Source organism: Pseudomonas sp. MB-090624 (assembly GCF_003205245.1).
GTDB lineage: Bacteria > Pseudomonadota > Gammaproteobacteria > Pseudomonadales > Pseudomonadaceae > Aquipseudomonas > Aquipseudomonas juntendi.
The window spans coordinates 103,170-119,699 of sequence record NZ_QJRK01000012.1 but is presented as its reverse complement, the minus strand read 5'-3'; the positions used below and the strand labels follow the sequence as shown (position 1 = coordinate 119,699).

16 protein-coding genes and 2 pseudogenes are annotated in these 16,530 nt (G+C 56.9%); 9 read left to right on the top strand and 9 right to left on the bottom strand.

Going from position 1 to position 16,530, the window contains the following annotated elements:
• Positions 1-125: 125 nt before the first annotated feature.
• The 7 genes and pseudogenes from DMX12_RS29905 to DMX12_RS09275 form a co-directional block, all read right to left on the bottom strand.
• Positions 126-278: pseudogene (locus DMX12_RS29905) on the bottom strand (DNA helicase UvrD); the annotation flags it as partial.
• The gene (locus DMX12_RS09300; RefSeq protein WP_110677175.1) at positions 268-1,995 is read right to left on the bottom strand and encodes an ATP-dependent endonuclease; all 1,728 of its coding nucleotides are present in this window, start codon (positions 1,993-1,995) and stop codon (positions 268-270) included. The pseudogene DMX12_RS29905 and the gene DMX12_RS09300, both read right to left, overlap by 11 nt.
• Before the next feature lie 173 nt (positions 1,996-2,168).
• A complete protein-coding gene (locus DMX12_RS09295; RefSeq protein WP_158248164.1) occupies positions 2,169-4,532 on the bottom strand; it encodes a heavy metal translocating P-type ATPase in 2,364 nt (787 codons plus the stop codon).
• Positions 4,533-4,537: 5 nt separating this feature from the next.
• Positions 4,538-4,786 carry a DUF2933 domain-containing protein gene (locus tag DMX12_RS09290; RefSeq protein WP_003246761.1) on the bottom strand — a complete coding sequence of 83 codons (249 nt, stop codon included), beginning with the start codon at positions 4,784-4,786 and terminating at the stop codon, positions 4,538-4,540.
• Between the two features lie 79 nt (positions 4,787-4,865).
• On the bottom strand, positions 4,866-5,399 hold the full coding sequence (locus DMX12_RS09285; RefSeq protein WP_003246762.1) for a plastocyanin/azurin family copper-binding protein: 534 nt from the start codon (positions 5,397-5,399) through the stop codon (positions 4,866-4,868).
• Positions 5,400-5,546: 147 nt separating this feature from the next.
• Positions 5,547-6,104: a plastocyanin/azurin family copper-binding protein gene (locus DMX12_RS09280; protein ID WP_024616818.1), complete on the bottom strand. Its 558-nt coding sequence runs from the start codon at positions 6,102-6,104 to the stop codon at positions 5,547-5,549.
• 167 nt (positions 6,105-6,271) lie between these two features.
• Positions 6,272-6,631, bottom strand: a complete 360-nt coding sequence (locus tag DMX12_RS09275; protein ID WP_024616817.1) for a co-regulatory protein PtrA N-terminal domain-containing protein — start codon at positions 6,629-6,631, stop codon at positions 6,272-6,274.
• Between the two features lie 207 nt (positions 6,632-6,838).
• On the opposite strand from DMX12_RS09275, the gene DMX12_RS09270 reads away from it, so the two are divergent.
• Entirely contained in the window at positions 6,839-7,516 is a 678-nt protein-coding gene (locus tag DMX12_RS09270; RefSeq protein ID WP_004374688.1) for a heavy metal response regulator transcription factor, read from the top strand.
• Between the two features lie 2 nt (positions 7,517-7,518).
• On the top strand, positions 7,519-8,895 hold the full coding sequence (locus DMX12_RS09265) for a heavy metal sensor histidine kinase (protein WP_016487036.1): 1,377 nt from the start codon (positions 7,519-7,521) through the stop codon (positions 8,893-8,895).
• A 36-nt stretch (positions 8,896-8,931) separates the two neighbouring features.
• Here the strand turns inward: DMX12_RS09265 and DMX12_RS09260 are convergent, their stop codons facing one another.
• Complete coding sequence (locus tag DMX12_RS09260; protein WP_046787888.1) at positions 8,932-9,546, bottom strand: DUF6088 family protein; 615 nt, start codon at positions 9,544-9,546, stop codon at positions 8,932-8,934.
• Between the two features lie 315 nt (positions 9,547-9,861).
• Here DMX12_RS09260 and DMX12_RS29270 point away from each other — a divergent pair, with 315 nt between their 5' ends.
• Entirely contained in the window at positions 9,862-10,149 is a 288-nt protein-coding gene (locus DMX12_RS29270) for a hypothetical protein (protein WP_156089063.1), read from the top strand.
• Between the two features lie 28 nt (positions 10,150-10,177).
• Here DMX12_RS29270 and DMX12_RS09250 read toward each other — a convergent pair whose 3' ends face one another.
• Positions 10,178-11,137 carry a site-specific integrase gene (locus DMX12_RS09250; protein ID WP_004374696.1) on the bottom strand — a complete coding sequence of 320 codons (960 nt, stop codon included), beginning with the start codon at positions 11,135-11,137 and terminating at the stop codon, positions 10,178-10,180.
• A gap of 181 nt (positions 11,138-11,318) precedes the next feature.
• On the opposite strand from DMX12_RS09250, the gene DMX12_RS09245 reads away from it, so the two are divergent.
• The 6 genes and pseudogenes from DMX12_RS09245 to DMX12_RS29900 all read left to right on the top strand — a co-directional run bounded on the left by DMX12_RS09245 (position 11,319) and on the right by DMX12_RS29900 (position 15,984).
• Positions 11,319-12,221, top strand: coding sequence for a DNA-binding protein (locus DMX12_RS09245; RefSeq protein WP_046787887.1), 903 nt, complete (start codon positions 11,319-11,321; stop codon positions 12,219-12,221).
• 134 nt (positions 12,222-12,355) lie between these two features.
• On the top strand, positions 12,356-13,000 hold the full coding sequence (locus DMX12_RS09240) for a DUF6036 family nucleotidyltransferase (RefSeq protein WP_004577577.1): 645 nt from the start codon (positions 12,356-12,358) through the stop codon (positions 12,998-13,000).
• Positions 12,981-13,460, top strand: coding sequence for a hypothetical protein (locus tag DMX12_RS09235; RefSeq protein ID WP_004374702.1), 480 nt, complete (start codon positions 12,981-12,983; stop codon positions 13,458-13,460). The genes DMX12_RS09240 and DMX12_RS09235 overlap by 20 nt, the downstream gene beginning before the upstream one ends.
• 572 nt (positions 13,461-14,032) lie before the next feature.
• Positions 14,033-14,614: pseudogene (locus DMX12_RS09230) on the top strand (thiamine pyrophosphate-dependent enzyme); the annotation flags it as partial.
• Positions 14,615-14,878: 264 nt separating this feature from the next.
• Positions 14,879-15,184, top strand: coding sequence for a hypothetical protein (locus DMX12_RS09225; protein WP_046787886.1), 306 nt, complete (start codon positions 14,879-14,881; stop codon positions 15,182-15,184).
• A 665-nt stretch (positions 15,185-15,849) separates the two neighbouring features.
• Complete coding sequence (locus DMX12_RS29900) at positions 15,850-15,984, top strand: hypothetical protein (protein WP_256212454.1); 135 nt, start codon at positions 15,850-15,852, stop codon at positions 15,982-15,984.
• The last annotated feature ends 546 nt before the right edge of the window (positions 15,985-16,530 follow it).

The following is a 16,530-nucleotide window of genomic DNA, read 5'->3' as shown; positions in this document are numbered from 1 at the left end:
TTCGGATAAGAGCTTCGTTGGCGCATGGAAATCCTGGCGATAAGGGTGATCGCGTCCGCTTAAAAATACGCGGACACCATCGCCCTTAATGCTGGAGTTCGGAAGGTGAGTTCGCCGGACGCTTACGCAACGCCTGCGTTCGTATGCGTTAGTACGAGGATGGGTTTGCTCTGTCTATGCGCGATGAGCGTCTCGGCAATCAATTGCGTTTTTCCACAACCTGCGGGGGCTGTTATGGAGCCACGCTCGATAGCAAAAAGATCAATCTCAAGGGGCACTTGTAAACGTCCAGAGCTGATTCGTGACTGCCATGAAGCCCGGGTCGGCGTTCTGTAGAGACGGGCCGACGATGTCCCTTGCAACCTCCTGATAGGTTGTCAACGACTTGAACCACCCGCTGTTGCGGATACGAGATGCAGCTCCCAACAGCTCTCGCGTCGCGGGCGAGTAGCCCTGAATAAATCTTTCAGATTTGATGTCATGTAGTGTCACACGTCCTTGGGACTTCGACTGGATGTGTGCGTTCATCAGCTCTGCACCCACTATTGCTTCGGCTTTCGCCAGAAGTGCATCGAGTGCTTGGTCACTGAGATGGCGGAAGACCTCGTCCTCCAAAGTGAGGCTTGGTCGCCATGTAAGAATTTGTCCGCCTGCGGCCAAGAATGCTTCAGGGAGCCCCGCGGTCGAAGGCTTGTCGGCGTCTACAAAAACCATCACGCGATAGCCTAGGTTCTGAAGTGCTGTTCCACGGATAAGACTGTTATCGGGACTTCCTCCGCCGGCGTCCACATAAGCGCCGCCATGAGCCAGGAATGAGGTAGCGCCAAGACTGACCCACCATTGATCAAGGCCACGCGCGAAGCCAACCTCGCTGGCACCCTCGCAAACGATAATGGATTTGGCGAGGAATGCCTCTGGGTCCTTCCGAAGGGTACTTTGTACTTCGTTGGCCTCCCCTGCCGCCATAACGCTGTGGCGTTGAGGCCCAGACCGAACAACGAATAACTGGCTGCCGGACAATTCGCGCAGCGCGACCGGTGAGTGAGTCGTCATGAAGACCTGCAGCGGAGCGGCAGCGTCCTTTGCGCCCAGGGAGTCCAAGAATCGCATGAGCCGATGAGGTTCAAGCCCATATTCCACCTCATCGACAAGAGCAATTGGCGCGGCGCTAGCTGCAGCTCTTTGCAACCCTGCCACTAGCAATCGCGACGAGCCCGTGCCAAGGGAGCGAAGGGGAATGCCTGTGTCGCTGTGCAGCGCGATCGCACCCTCGCCAATCGACACAGAATGTGCGTCAAGGAGTGCTTGTGGCATCGCTCCAACCGAAACCCCAAGATGCTGAGCCGTGCGTTGCACCACCTCAAGCGTCTGAGTTAGATGTCCGGCGGCTTGATTGCCAAAGTTCGCTCTTGCTTGCCTCGCGGCGCGCGCAAGTTCGGCACCTAGCTCTGCACGCTCGTCAGTAAGTCGATTGAGCACTGAGCCACGACTCCACGACAAGTTCGAACTCGCAAAGCTGCCGATACGGGCGGGTGCTAGTGCCGCTCGTTCCTTCCAGGGAAGAGTGCGTTCGAGTTGCTGCTGCTCCGCACGCTCAGAAAAAAGTGTCCAGGTAGGTTCCAAATCGGCACCAACTTGCAGAAGCAAGGTGATAACGGTCTCCAGCCCCGCTCGCGGTTCGTCGTCGACTTCTCCCGTTCCTGGATTGAATCCACGCAAGAACTCGCCGTAAACATCGATATCCATCAGCGATACCGGCAAATCGCCAAGCGTCACACTGATGGTGATGGGTGTTTCGACGTTCAGAGCGAAGAAGTCCATGTCGCCGAACGTGCCGCCCCGGCGGGCACCGACGCAAAGGTCAATCGCATCTAGAATGCTGGACTTTCCACTATCGCCAGGACCTATGAGGCAGTTAATTCCTGGGGCCGGCACCCAGTCGAGCGCCTGGATAGATCGGAAGTTGCTGATAATCAGTCTGCGAATGCGGGCCACGGAGAGTCCTCATGGGTTAACGACGACCAGTCTCCTACCCGCAGCGGCAACAGTCCATAGAACGTCACCTCGTCACTATGTGTTGCGACAGATAGGTCGGACCGGAAACTACCGTACGGCATTTTCCGGTCAGATGCGCTTCTGAATAATCACCTGGTCGGTGGTATGGAAGCCTATCCCATGTCCGTTGATTTCAACCTCAGAGCATTGAAGACCACCGACGCCGAGCTGACACTCATCGCCAGCGCAGCAATCAAGGGCGACAGAAGATGCCCCGTCAGCGGGTACAGCAGCCCCGCTGCTAGCGGGATTCCCATCGCGTTGTAGATGAACGCAAAGGCGAGGTTCTGCCTCATGTTTTTCACGGTTGCCACTGACAGGGTGCGCGCTCGCAGGATGCCGATCAGATCTCCCTTGACCAGCGTCACTTGGGCGCTGTTCATCGCCACATCGGTACCGGTGCCCATGGCGATACCTACGTCAGACCTGGCCAGGGCGGGCGCATCGTTGATACCGTCACCCGCCATGGCGACACGACGGCCATAGCCCTGCAAATCGGCGACTAGTTTCTCCTTATCCTGCGGTTTGACCTCACCATGCACTTCCTCGATTCCGAGCTGCTGCGCCACGGCTCTTGCTGTGGTGAGGCCATCACCAGTGGCCATGATGACCTTTACGTCTTCGCTTTGAAGCTTGGAGACAGCCTGTTGAGAAGTAGGCTTGATCGGATCGGAAACGGCCAGTAGTCCCGCCAGGCGGCCATCAACGGCCAAATAGATGATGCTGATGCCTCCCAGACGCAGTTGCTCGGCGCGATTGCGCAGCGGGGTAATATCGACGCCCGCCTCGTCCATCAGTGCGGTGTTGCCGAGCTGCAGCTGATAGTCATCGACCTGGCCGCGCACACCAATACCCGAGCCAGATTCGAAAGTGTCCGGTTTGACCAGTGCAATGCCCTGACCGCGCGCATGATCGACTATGGCATGAGCCAGCGGGTGCTCACTACCCTGGTCGAGACTAGCAGCCAGGCGCAGCACTTCATTGGAGTCGTAACCGCCTGTCCCTTCCGCACTATGGAATACGGGACGCCCCTCAGTCAGGGTTCCAGTCTTGTCGACGATGAGCGTGTCGATCTTGCATAGATTTTCGATGGCGCTGGCATCGCGGAACAACACACCGCTGCTAGCGGCCTTGCCAGTCGCAACCATGACGGACATCGGGGTTGCCAGACCCAGAGCGCAGGGACACGCAATGATTAGCACCGCCACCGCATTGATCAGGCCAAATACCCAGCCTGATTCCGGCCCTAATAGCCCCCAGCCGAAGAAGGTCAGAATCGCGATCAGGATCACCCCGACCACGAAATACCCTGCCACCGCATCAGCCATACGCTGCATGGGGGCCTTGGAACGTTGGGCTCTGGCCACCATCTGAACGATCTGCGACAGCATGGTCTCGGCACCGACCTTCTGCGCCTCCATCACCAGGCTTCCATGGGTGTTCATGGTGGCACCGATAAGGGCATCCCCTACCCGCTTGGTCACGGGTAACGGTTCTCCGGTAAGCATCGACTCGTCGACGGCGCTCTCCCCCTCTAGAACCGTACCGTCCACCGGGACTTTCTCTCCCGGCCGGACACGTAGGTGGTCGCCCTGATGGACATGTGTCAGCGGAATATCTTCTTCCTGGCCATCGTGCTTGATGCGACGCGCAGTCTTTGGTGCCAGCCTCAGCAGTGACTTGATGGCTGCCGAAGTCTGCGAGCGGGCCTTGAGTTCGAGCATTTGGCCCAACAGCGTGAGTGAGATAATCACTGCGGCTGCTTCAAAATAGACGCCGATACGTCCGTCCTGGGCAAAGGCCGCCGGAAACCACTGCGGAACCAAGGTAGCGGCCACGCTGTAGAGGTAGGCAGCGGCCGTTCCCAAACCGATCAGGGTCCACATGTTGGGGCTGCGGTGGCGGATGGAGTCAATGCCGCGGGTGAAGAATACCCAGCCACCCCATAGCGTCACGGGCGTCGCCAGAGCCAGCTCGACCCAGTTCTGGGTCGTGCCATGAAACAGTTGCAAGGAATGGCCGGCCATCGCCAATACGGTCACGATGACGGTCAACGGTAGGGTCCACCAGAACCGCAGCGAGAAGTCCTTCAGCTCTGGATTTTCCTCCTCTTCCAGCTCCGGGATGACAGGTTCCAGCGTCATCCCGCAGATCGGGCAGTTTCCGGGAGCCGGTTGACGGATTTCTGGATGCATCGGGCAGGTGTATTCAGCACCTACAGGTGTCGATGTGGGTGCTGGAGTCGCGTGCTGGTGATGCTCCCCATGAGACTGATGGCTCATGTACTGATGAGGATCTGCTTGGAATTTCTCTAGGCACTTCGCACTGCAGAAATGATAGGCCTTCCCTTCAAAGCTCTCGCGATAAGGGCCATCAGGTTTGACCTCCATGCCACACACCGGGTCGCGCTGGCTCTCGGAGTGGGCGTGCGAGTTATGTGAATGATCCTGGTCATGATGGCAGGAGGTCTTTTGCATGCGATCTATGTCCTTTCTTCGTCCTTGGAAACAGCGGTGCTGCTGGAGTGGGAGTGCCCGCCGTGATTGTGGCCAAACAGATGCATCAGCGGGCATAGCAGCAGGATGAGGTACGGCAGGGCCTGCGAAAGATGACCGTAATGCTCACGCGCTACATAGAAGATGCCGATTACGGCCAGCATGATCAGCGCAATGCCAATCTTGCTCTTCCAAAAAGGCGGCTCAGTGGTACTGGTGTGATGGGTATGGTCCACGACAATAGCCTCGTTTCAATGGCGGCCGGATCAGTATAGGTGTCTCAGACTGGACGGAGTTGGCGAGTATCAATAAACGTCAGCGTACGGTCACCTTACCGACCATTCCCGACTGATAATGTCCTGGAATATTGCAGGCGAACTCCAGTTCGGTGGCGGCGGAGAAGGTCCAGATCAACTCTTCGCGTGCTCCAGGTTCGACAAGAACACTGTTGGGGTCATCGTGTTCCATACCGACCATCTTCATGCCGCCCATGGCATGGCCCATATTGCTCATGTCATGTGCACCTGTAGGGGACAGCGTGCCGTTCTGAAACATCGCGGCCATCTCTTTCTGGTGCGCGGCATGAGATGCCGCTTTGCCAAGATTGAATTCGTGTAGCAGTGCACCGTCATTTTTCAGGACGAAGCGAACTGTCTCGCCTGCTTTGATCTCCATTGCTTTGGGTTCGAAGAAGATGTCCCCCATCCGGACTTCGATGGTGCGATCTACTGCCTGACCGTCTCCCGGTTGCCCAATACTGTCTTTCTTGTGGCCCGGGCTGGCCAGCGCATTGGCAGCACTGAGCAGCAAGCCAAGGGTGGTGATTATGAAAGCGGGTCTGAGTTTCATGGTGTGCCTCTGAGGTGTTGAGGAGGGATGAGTCCCGATGCTAATGAGGTGCAGCTGGCGGTACGCTGACGTGAAAACTACATCGCAGTAAGGTTCGTCAGATCGGTGCTACCCAGCCCGCTGCCAACGGGTAGCACCGATGCCGGACTAACGCAGAGCAAACTCACCGACCATCCCCGCCTGGTAATGCCCAGGCAATGTACAGGCGAAGCTCAAACTGCCCGCCTTAGGGAAGGTCCACACGAACTCTTTGGTTGTGCCGGGCTCGACGAGAACCGCGTTCGGGTCGTCATGCTTGGCTTTGATGACTTCCGGATAGCCTGGAGGGTTGGAGTCTCCCGTGCCATAACGCTCATGCCAGACAATGCGCTCGGCCATGCCGGTCGGGGTCAGTGTGCCGTCCTTGAACAAGGACGCCATCTTGCGCTGGTGCTCCAGCTGGGACGCTGCCTGCCCGATGTTGAACTCGTGCATCAACGCGCCCTCGTTCTTCAGAACGAAGCGCACGGTTTCACCTGGCTTCACATCGATCGTTTTCTGGCTGTAGTTGATGTCGTCCATCTTTACCAAGATGGTACGAGTCGCTGGCGTCGCCTGGGCCTGCTGCCCAATGCCATTGCTACTGTCGCTGGTCTCGGCAAATGCCGGAAAAGTGGTGCTGATGAACAGTGTGCTGATCAGCAGCTTAAGAGGGATGCGTTTCATGGTGAGACCTCGCTAGGTAGGCTGGAAATCTCATGCTATTCCCCGCTTCCTGCCAGGCCGCTGACCCCAAAACTACAATTGCGTCAGCTGGAAAAAAGCACGGCGCCATTGAGGCGCCGCTAGGCCAAAGGAGCAATCACGGAAGGCCTGGAAGATGGGGGAAACTCTTACTTATGGCACTCTTTGTCGGCCATCATCAGCTTGTGCTCGCGAATCATTTGACCCAGCACGTCGTCTACTAACTTGTCGTGTTTTTCCATCCAGGCCAAATGATCTTCGGCAGACATGCCTGGAGCAGGATGTTCATTGTGCAGCTGACTCATGAGGTCTTCGAGCATGTTCATGTGCTCCTTCATATGCACATGCCGCTCGCCGACTGGGGCCTTCTCTGCCTGGATCAGCACGGCTTCCGCTTTGTCGCGCATCTGCTGCATGCGCTCAAAGGTACGATCACCCCCCCCTTCGGCCCAGACCATAGAAGAAAGCAGCAGCGAACCAACCAGAAGTAAAGGTTTCAGCGATTTCATGGGGCAGTCTCCATCAGTGCTAACTATGGCCGGCACCTCTGCTTTTGGTCTGTCGAGGGCCGAGAGCACAACCTAGTGCTCATGCTTGCACCCTAGACAAGCCACCCTGTCAGTGAGCTGAAGTCAGAATTACATTTTCGTAAGCTTCTGGTTGGGGCCGCGGTTTGCCTGCAAACTCAGGCCACCCGACTTTTGGAGTCTGCACACATGAAACTACTGGTAGCTGAAGACGAACCCAAAACCGGTACGTACCTCCAGCAAGGTCTCACCGAGGCTGGGTTCAATGTCGACCGGGTTATGACCGGTACAGATGCCCTTCAGCATGCACTTAGCGAAGCCTATGACCTGCTAATTCTGGATGTAATGATGCCTGGGCTGGACGGTTGGGAAGTGCTGCGCATGTTGCGCGCAGCAGGAAAAGACGTCCCCGTACTGTTCTTGACGGCACGCGATGGTGTGGAAGACCGCGTTAAAGGGTTGGAGCTGGGTGCGGACGACTACCTGATCAAGCCATTTGCTTTCTCAGAGCTTCTGGCCAGGGTCAGAACGCTGTTGCGCAGAGGTAATGGTTCGCCGACGCAGACCACCATGAAAATTGCCGATCTGGAAGTCGATCTGATGAAGCGGCGTGCGATCCGTGGCGGGAAAAGAATTGACCTGACCGCGAAGGAGTTTTCACTGCTGGAACTGCTACTGCGCCGGCGCGGCGAGGTGCTCCCGAAGTCGCTGATTGCCTCTCAGGTTTGGGACATGAATTTCGACAGCGACACCAATGTCATTGAGGTTGCGGTACGCCGGCTACGCGCAAAAATCGATGACGATTTCGATCTCAAGCTGATTCATACCGCCCGCGGCATGGGATACATGATGGATGCGCCGGAGTGAATATGAAGCACCTTTCGCTGACAGCACGCATGAGCCTGATGTTCATGTCCGCGGTAATTGCAGTCCTGACGGTAGCAGGGCTGAGTTTCAATATGCTCAGCCAGCACCACTTCAAGATGCTGGATCGGCAGGCCCTGGTGGAGAAACTCGAATCCGCCAAACATATCCTCAACAATGCTCGCGGTGAAGCGAGCCTTTCGGAAGAATTACCGCAGTTGCGAGCCTTGCTGGGAGCCCATCAGGATCTGGCGGCCACTATCCTGGCCAGTGACGGTTCTGTACTGTTCTCCGACCCCAGAGCAGTCGAAGTACCAGAGCGTTTCAGACGTGAAAATGAGCAGAGCATGTGGGAGTGGCAGAACGGCCAACACATGTACCGCGGCATGACGGCGCAAATCTCGGTAGCCGATCAGGCTGAGCCGCTCACAGCTTTGCTGATTCTTGACGTCACCAATCACACACACTTTTTCGACACGCTGCAACGATGGTTCTGGATTGGATTGGTCATCAGTGCCCTGTTCAGTGCCGCGCTCGGCTGGGTGGTTGCTCGCAGCGGCCTTAGGCCTCTGCGGCAAGTCACTCATGTGGCCTCCGGGATGTCCGCTCGCTCGTTACAGGAACGAATCCCTCTCGAACCAGTGCCGCGGGAACTTCAGCAACTGGTTCTATCCTTCAATGCGATGTTGGCTCGGCTAGAGGATGCCTTCGTTAGGCTCTCCAATTTTTCGGCCGACATTGCCCACGAGCTACGCACGCCCGTTAGCAACCTGATGACCCACACCGAGGTCGTGCTGAGCAAGAAACGCGATATCAATGCCTATGAAGAGAATCTCTACTCCAACCTGGAGGACTTGAAGCGCATGTCTCGGATGATTGATGACATGCTTTTCTTGGCCAAGGCTGATAATGGCCTGATCATCCCCGAGCAGGCCAGGATCGAACTGGCTGACGTAGTCTTCAAGCTGTTTGACTACTACCACCTTCTGGCCGAAGAACATGGCATTGAACTATCGCTCACAGGCACAGGCCAAGTGCTGGGAGATCGGCTGATGCTTGATCGTGCACTTTCCAACTTGCTGTCCAATGCACTGCGCTACACGCCGGTGGGACATACAATTTCGGTTTTGATCCGCGAGACAGCGGACTCCACAACCTTCAGCATCGAGAACCCAGGGGACACAATTAGCTCAGAGCATTTAGAGAAGCTCTTCGACCGCTTTTACCGGGTCGACCCCGCTCGGCGGGAGGGAAGCCCGAGCAACGCCGGGCTCGGACTTGCCATCACCCGATCCATCATTGAGGCTCACAAAGGCCGCATCTGGTGCACCTCAGCCGCCGGCCTCACGGGCTTTCACATCGAATTGCCCCATTCCAGATGATGCCGATCTGGCGGTAAGTAGGCTACAGCTAAACCGCTAGCCCAACTTGACAGGGTGGGTGCAACTCGACTGAGCGCAGATTGCATTCGCCATCCGGATAGGTAACGAGCGGTGAGCTGACACCAGATCACCCCATTCGCTCTCGGGTAGTAGTTTATGAAGTTTGAAAACGGCATACCCCACGCTTGCCTCGCCAATCCAATCCAATGCTCGAATGGCTTCCCCCGCTCCAGTAGCGCCTAGAGCCATCAACCATCGAGGCGCATACCGAATCGACACGGTGGTCTTGCCTACCTGAAGCTCCCTAGAGCGTCCGTCGGTTAGAAAGACATAGCGAACTGGAACCTGTGTGCTCAGCCCTAATTTATTCGCGGCACGAGCCCCGTGGTCGACCAGCACTTCACCCAGCGCATTAGCCAGCGAGTGGACAACCTTCTCCGGTGCCGGCGGGCGCACGCCGAACCGAGTTTCGACTGCGGCAACATAAATGCCCCGAGCAACGCGAAACAGCTTTCCACCTTCGACCAGGCGAGAGAGTCCTCGCTGCACAGCATGGCGAGAACCATGATGCAGGAATCTGCTAGGTGTCAGAACCTCACCTTCTGGAAGCTGTTGAATGATGTCCAGGATTTTCTCGGGAAGAGCCTTCATTGTCCTGTCAAACCTCGTGAGTGGCCCTGCCAAGAACCACCAGAGGTGGCGACCATCTCATGCGGGACACATCATCGAACAATAGACCTGGTGCTTGGCTCCGTCCTGTGAGTACAGGCAATCTCTGTGCGAGTAGGTCTGGCCTGATGCCGTTTGGAAGTCGTAGCCCAAGACTCGTTCGTCCCGGTCATAGACCCTTATCAGCTCGGTCAGCTTCTCCATCGTCCAGTCATTGGATCCATTCAGCCTCGCAGGCAGTACAACCTGGACTGCCTCGACCAGCGTTCCCTCAGCGCGTCTTTGTAGCATGAACACTTGACCATTTCACTCAACGCGGGCGAATGGGAAGAGAAAAAACTAACGCCTTACCAGGTGGTCGTCCTTTGGAGCGAGTGGTCAGCAGTTGCCCGCGGGCGACTGAAAAATGAGCTGGAAATAGCCCGGCAAGAGAACATAAAAGCCAAAAAAGACAAGCAGGCATCCCGCAGTTACCTCTTCTTTGTGGGTGCCCAGGATGCCAAGAACCCTGCAATTTTCCATGTGCTGGATCATCGACTCATTTGCACCGCACATGACGAGCTGGTGTTCCCAGTGCGCAGCTAGGTGCAGATCGGGGCCGCGGAAGGCGGTCTTATGGCAGTCCCTCGGGCCAGTTTGAGATGTGTTGTAGCGCACTCAGTTGCCCAGGGAACACTCCTGTGCTCTCGACATAGCGCAATGCGGATTGCCCATCGCTCCAGCCTACGTACTGCATCAGCGCTTTGATATCCCAGCCGCTGCGGGTGGCCCAGGTGGCAAACCCGCGGCGCAGCGAGTGGCTACTGTACAGCTCCGAAGGCAGCCCTGCTGCCTGCAGTACGGCGCGCATGAGTGGGACAACGCTATTTGGGTGCAAGCCCTGCTCACCTAAGTGCCCCCAGCGATCAATTCCACGGAATACCGGCCCGCGTGCGATACCCGCAAGACTGATCCAGTCGACGTAGGCTTGTACTGGGCACAGCCTGGCCAGCGCCGGCGCGTTGAAGGTCTGGCCTTGGTTGTCCCGATCACCTTTGCTCCAGGGCAGGAACAGTTGCATGCCCTCCCCGGTCCGCACCTGGATGTGCTCGACCTGTAGGCGACATAGCTCATCACTGCGAAAGGCCCGCCAGAAGCCGATCAGTATCAGAGCGCGATCGCGGCAACAGCGCAGTAGCCGTGGCAAGTCGTCTTCCGCGCGGGCCTGCTCCAAAGCTTGTTCCAGCCACAACACGCACTGTTCGAGCTGGCGCAGCTGCAAAGGTTCGGCCTGCTTCTCTTGGCGTGGGTGCAAAGTACGAATGCCCTTGAGGATCTGGCGGACCAGCGGAGTCTTGGTCGGATCCGGGAAGCCTTGGCTGACATGCCACTGCGCCAACGCCGCGAGGCGCAACTTCAAGGTATTGCTGGACAGGGTGGCGGCGTGATCGACCAGATAGCGCACGACTGTATCGCTAGTCGCCGGCAGAAAGCCACCCCACGTCACCTCGAAGTGCTCAAGCGCCTGCTGATAGCTCCGCCGGGTGTTGGCACGAGTGCCGGCCTGCAGGTACCGCTCGATCTCCTGGCTCATCTGAGCGCATCCCCTTGGTGTACCGGTGAGCGACTGCCAAACGACAAAAACACCGCATCACCTTGGATAATTCATGATTATCCAATTCTAGAATACGAGCGGAAAAAAACGAAGTTCTTGATAATATGCTATGTATTTACATAGTACATACCACAGAACGAAATCGTCAGGAGTTCCACTTATGGCCCGCGGTGGCATCAACAAAGCAATCGTGCAGAAAGCCCGGAATTCTCTACTCGCCCGCGGTATCCACCCCAGTATTGATGCGGTGCGCATCGAGCTGGGCAATACCGGTTCAAAGACCACCATTCACCGCTACCTGAAAGAGCTTGAAGACGCCGAGCGCGGCCGGGATGCGGCCTTGATCCCGCTCAGCGAACAGTTGGCCAATCTGGTCAGCCAACTGGCAGATCAGCTAGAGGAGGAGGCGCAGGCCGCCGTGGCCCAGGAGCGCGAACAACTGGCCCGCGAACGGCTCGATTACCAGCATCGGTTTCGACAGGCCGAAAACCGCATCCAACAACTGGAAGGCCAGACCGCGCTCGACGCGGAACGACTTGAGACCACTCATCACGAGTTGCAGCAGGCACGCGAGCAACGGCAGCAGGCCGAGATCGAGAACGCCCGCCTACAGCAGGCTAATCGCGACCTGGAGGAGCGGCACAAGGATCGCGACGCACAGATCCACTCGCTGGAGGAAAAACACCGACATGCGCGCGACACCCTGGAGCACTACCGGCAGGCCAGCAAGGAACAGCGTGAGCAGGAACAACGCCGACACGAGTCGCAGATACAACAATTGCAACTAGAACTGCGGCAACTGCAGCAGACCTTGATAATCAAGCAGGACGAACTGACGCAACTGAACCGCGACAATGCACGCTTGCTCACCGAGGCGCGGCAGTTGCAAAAAGAGCGACATGCACAGCAACAGCTAGTGGCGCAGAAAACTCAGGCCCTGGAGGCTCTGCAGAGCACGCTGGCCGGCTCCGAACGCTCGAATGAAGCCCTTGAACAGCGTTGTCGCACATTGCAGGAGGAGGTGTCCCGGCTGAGCGAAGCATCCGCGCTTCAGGTGCAGTAGACGCAGGGCCTGCAGGAGCGCTTGGTCGAAGCCACTACACAGCTAAAGCTACTCGGGGTGCCGCTTGTGAACAGCGATGGCGCACGTAGCACATGAACCGGCACACTGAGCCTATGCACTGAGCGGAGGTGGAGATGACACTACTTGAGACTGCCGATGAGGGGGCTGCGGAACCTGTCCGGCTGACTACGCCGCTGGGCCAGGCCATTGGTAATCTGTTCGCCCGGGCCTTGCCGCTACTGGATGGCAATCCGCCAGGCTCACTCAAGGTCTTCGTCTTCGGCGGCTGCGCGGTGCACCTGCTCACCCATGCGCGTGGTAGTGCGGACATCGATGCGGAGATCGAGGCGGCCCGTGTGCTGCGTAAGGACGAGATCATGGCCGTCTACACACCGCCAGAGGGATATGAGGACGGCGACGGCCGCGACTTGCAGGTGTACCTGGACCAGAACTACACCAATGCCCTCGGGCCACTGCACGAGGATTACCGCGAGCGCGCCATCCCCATGGAGGGTTTCGAGGGTGAGCAGCCGCTACATATCTTCGTTGCCGCCGGCGTGGATCTGGCCATCTCCAAGCTCGGCCGCTTTACGGAAAACGATCAATCTGATATCGAACAGCTCATCGAATGTGGCCGTGTCGATGTCGGCCAGTTTGTTACACTAGCAACAGAGGCAATCGATTATGCCGTGGGCAACCGAAGTGCAATGCTAGGCTGCCTGAAACTGGTCACAGCGAAGTACCTGGAGGATGGGCGAGATGCCACGTCTGGATCGTAAACAAAGCTTTGGCACGCTTCTGGAGACTGTCACCCAGCAGCGTCTTAGCCAAGTTGCGTCCGATGCTCTTGTGGAGCTCGCCAAGCAGTTGTGGTACGAAGAGCGCGACCTCGTGCCAGTACTGCAGCGTGAAGTGGCAGGCAAGCTGCGCGAGCCTGAACAGAAGCTGCGTGCCCTCTATCTCGTCGACCTGCTGCGTCGCTTTCCCTGTGTATCAACGGACAAAGCCGCGCGCCTAAAAGGCTTTGTCAGCAGTTGGTCAAACCTGAAACCAGCAGAGCGCTCACCGCGTGCGACCCAGCTTGTCTCTCGCTACCAACTCGACAAGCTGGCCTATGAATGGGGGCTTGAAGAGGACGTCAGCAAGCAGATGCAGGATGTCCTGGCTTTCCAAACCCGCCATTACGCGGCCACCCAGGGCGTGAAGACGGGCTATTCAGAGCCAACGCCCGTCAGCTAGCAGCAGAGCACGGCAAAATGGACGGGGAATGGCCAATTCAATAAATCACGACCAACGACTCGCTGATCTAACACGCGAGGCATTGGCCGACGTGAGCGAGGGTTTGGTGATCGATCACGCATTGGTCGAGACTTGGGCTCAGAGCCTTGATACCGACACCCCAGTACCTTTGCCAACTCCAGATCGGCCTACTTAATTCGCAGCAGGCCGAACTGATCCTCAGCGGTATCTGGCTGAAGCCATTACGCTAAGCGCGCCTTCGCTTGAGCAGGATTTCCAATCTGTTCGTTTAAGTGCGGCAAGTTACAGAGCGAATGCCCTAATTTTTGCCTTATCTCGGCACGCCCTCTTGTCGAAATAAACTCATTAATAACAATGAGTTACAGGACAAATGAGTGAATTTCCCCCTTGCCTCGGCATAACCTCAATCAGGCGTTCAGAGCCGTTTCTATAATTGACTATAAAAGCCTATAAAGCCCACCCTGAGCAGCTCAGCGACGCTAGAAAAATATTTAAATACAATCAGTTGCAGCGCGTATGTCCTAATTTTCCTTTATCTCGGCATGACCCCTTTCCCGATCTATCCGCAACGCCTGGTCGCCGATATCCGCCGTGTACTGCCCCCCGAAGGCATTGTTGCCCTGGACAACGGCATCTACAAGATCTGGTTCGCCCGCAACTACAAGGCGCACAACCCGAACACCGTGCTGCTGGACAACGCGCTGGCAACCATGGGAGCCGGCCTGCCATCGGCGATGGCGGCGCACCTGGTGCACCCGGACCGTCCAGTGATCTCGGTCTGCGGCGATGGTGGTTTCATGATGAACAGCCAGGAACTGGAAACCGCCGTCCGTATGGGCATGCACATCACCGTGGTGATCCTGCGCGACGACGGCTACGGCATGATCCGCTGGAAGCAAGCCAACATGGGCTTCACCGATTTCGGCCTGGACTATGGGAACCCGGACTTCGTTAAATACGCCGAGTCCTACGGCGCCAACGGTTACCGTGTAGAAAGCGCTGATGCTTTGCTACCGCTGCTCGATCGCTGCATTTCCAACCCAGGCGTGCACGTGATCGACTGTCCAGTCGACTATAGCGAAAACGATCGAATTTTGAATACCGAACTCCGAGAGCGGGCAGTAGCAATCTGACCACGACGGCTTCCGCGTGCGAGCAATATTCGCAGAGAGATCTCTCACAGGCCATCGACAGCCACCTTCGCCAAACCCGGCTAGCGATCTTGCGCAGTAGACTGCGTTCGCCCGGCACAGCGCCCGAGGTGCAACCACTTCTCAGCGTAGCGGTGAGCCGCTGCGCAGCCTGACCTGTAAGGCCTTAGGCCTTGCGACCGATGGCCCAGTGCGCAAGCCGCCAACTTCTACGCTTAAAGTTACGCTGACGAACGAGATAACCTCATGAAGATCCTGGGACGCGTGGAACAGGAGGCCGTGACCGATTTGCGCTGTGATATCTGTGATGAGTCCACTCGGCAGGCGAGCGGCAACCTGCAGTTCGGGACGTTGGAAGCTCAGTGGGGTTATGGGACGGCGCACGACGGCGAGCGCTATGAAGTGCACCTGTGCGAGCGCTGCTTCTTTACCCCCCTCGCCTGTCTCAAACAGGAGCGGCGGACAGCGCATCTGTTCGAAAGCAACCCCATCCCCAGCGAAGTGGAACTGGGCCTGGCCAGCCGGAACGATTGGTTCCGCGACGGTGAATGACGGGTTTTTCCTAGACCCACCATGCCTTGATTTAGTCGTATACGGTGTGGCAAACCAGCAGCAAGCACCCCACTGGCCCCCAGTTGTCGCCAAACTGGAGTATGCTATGAGGGCTGGCTCCGAGATTTGTTGGCGCTCCGCCTCCCCTTGGAGACAATTGATAAGCCCGCCGATTTCGGCGGGCTTTTTACTTTGACCGCTCGCCAGAATTAGAGCCAAAGGCGACCGCCTGGAAACGTCAGTGACTGTCGTAGGTGCCTTGCGCTAGTGTGGATCTGGTACCTCGAGGCTCGCCATCAATTGCTGTAGGCACAACCCAATGCGGCGCACCAAGCAATTGCTCGCCTGGCTGACAGCCGATACCGGGTAAAGGTAAGCACTCATAATGCTGATGAACTGCATGACGTGCCGGCAGTCAGCGCGTCGTGTATCTGCATGGCAGTCTGATGACGCCCAAATGATTCGCCTCTCGTCGTACCGCCGCCCTCAGCAACGTTGAGCAGATCGTCACCCTGGACGGCTAACTGGCCGAGCCGTCGCGCTGTATCCACTGCAATGGCCAACTGCGTCTGGCATGGTGTGGTACGGCGAGGCCCTGGAAGGCCGGCACGCAGCCGACGCGGCATTTTGTCACTCTGCTGGCGATTGTCTCCTCAAGGGGAGTCATGCAAGCCGCCTGTTTTTCCGACCTCGCATTGGCGGCGTGCGTCGTGGTCATCCACATCAACCCGATCGACTGCAGCATAGATAAGCCCAAGGAACTGATGCTGATTGACAAAGCCGCTCAACTTTTACTATGACTTGTGGAAACTTTCGACGAAGGCTTCCTCCTAGGACCGTTTGCCCCCGTGATGCAATTTACAATTTGGTTCGGCTTATGATCAGTCGAATCAACCTCGAACAATCATATTTACTCTACCGTTACGACAAGCGGAATGCTTCATGGCACGTTCCGGCATCAATAGACACCAGTGCAGAGAGTACTGGACCACTACGCCCTCTGTTGGAAAAATCAGCATCACATCAAGCCAACGTTGCCGTCTCCGTAACATAGCCCATTGCATCCCAAATTCAAGCTATCAATAAAGGAACGCCTGAGAATATTGGCACTTATAAACCGTTTAGAACAGAGCCAGCCCGGTATATTCACCAGCCCTACATGCCAGTTTGCGCCTAGCCATATTTTGAATCAGAAATATATATTTGCATGGAAAAACCCAGAGTGAATACAGCAGCTCACGGAGCGGGTTTATCAACATCGCTAACCCCCTGAATTACAGACGCGGCCTATGATATCCAGATGTGCTCAAACCATACTGCATGCAATTCAAAGGATCAGAACCCAC

Excerpts from the sequence above, each read along its gene's own strand:
- DMX12_RS09265 (WP_016487036.1), top strand. The coding sequence starts at position 7,519 with ATGAAGCACCTTTCGCTGACAGCACGCATGAGCCTGATGTTCATGTCC.
- DMX12_RS09280 (WP_024616818.1), bottom strand. The coding sequence starts at position 6,104 with ATGAAACGCATCCCTCTTAAGCTGCTGATCAGCACACTGTTCATCAGC.
- DMX12_RS09295 (WP_158248164.1), bottom strand. The coding sequence starts at position 4,532 with ATGCAAAAGACCTCCTGCCATCATGACCAGGATCATTCACATAACTCG.
- DMX12_RS09240 (WP_004577577.1), top strand. The coding sequence starts at position 12,356 with ATGACACTACTTGAGACTGCCGATGAGGGGGCTGCGGAACCTGTCCGG.
- DMX12_RS09235 (WP_004374702.1), top strand. The coding sequence starts at position 12,981 with ATGCCACGTCTGGATCGTAAACAAAGCTTTGGCACGCTTCTGGAGACT.
- DMX12_RS09285 (WP_003246762.1), bottom strand. The coding sequence starts at position 5,399 with ATGAAACTCAGACCCGCTTTCATAATCACCACCCTTGGCTTGCTGCTC.
- DMX12_RS09245 (WP_046787887.1), top strand. The coding sequence starts at position 11,319 with ATGGCCCGCGGTGGCATCAACAAAGCAATCGTGCAGAAAGCCCGGAAT.
- DMX12_RS09250 (WP_004374696.1), bottom strand. The coding sequence starts at position 11,137 with ATGAGCCAGGAGATCGAGCGGTACCTGCAGGCCGGCACTCGTGCCAAC.
- DMX12_RS29900 (WP_256212454.1), top strand. The coding sequence starts at position 15,850 with ATGCAAGCCGCCTGTTTTTCCGACCTCGCATTGGCGGCGTGCGTCGTG.
- DMX12_RS09275 (WP_024616817.1), bottom strand. The coding sequence starts at position 6,631 with ATGAAATCGCTGAAACCTTTACTTCTGGTTGGTTCGCTGCTGCTTTCT.
- DMX12_RS09225 (WP_046787886.1), top strand. The coding sequence starts at position 14,879 with ATGAAGATCCTGGGACGCGTGGAACAGGAGGCCGTGACCGATTTGCGC.
- DMX12_RS09260 (WP_046787888.1), bottom strand. The coding sequence starts at position 9,546 with ATGAAGGCTCTTCCCGAGAAAATCCTGGACATCATTCAACAGCTTCCA.
- DMX12_RS09270 (WP_004374688.1), top strand. The coding sequence starts at position 6,839 with ATGAAACTACTGGTAGCTGAAGACGAACCCAAAACCGGTACGTACCTC.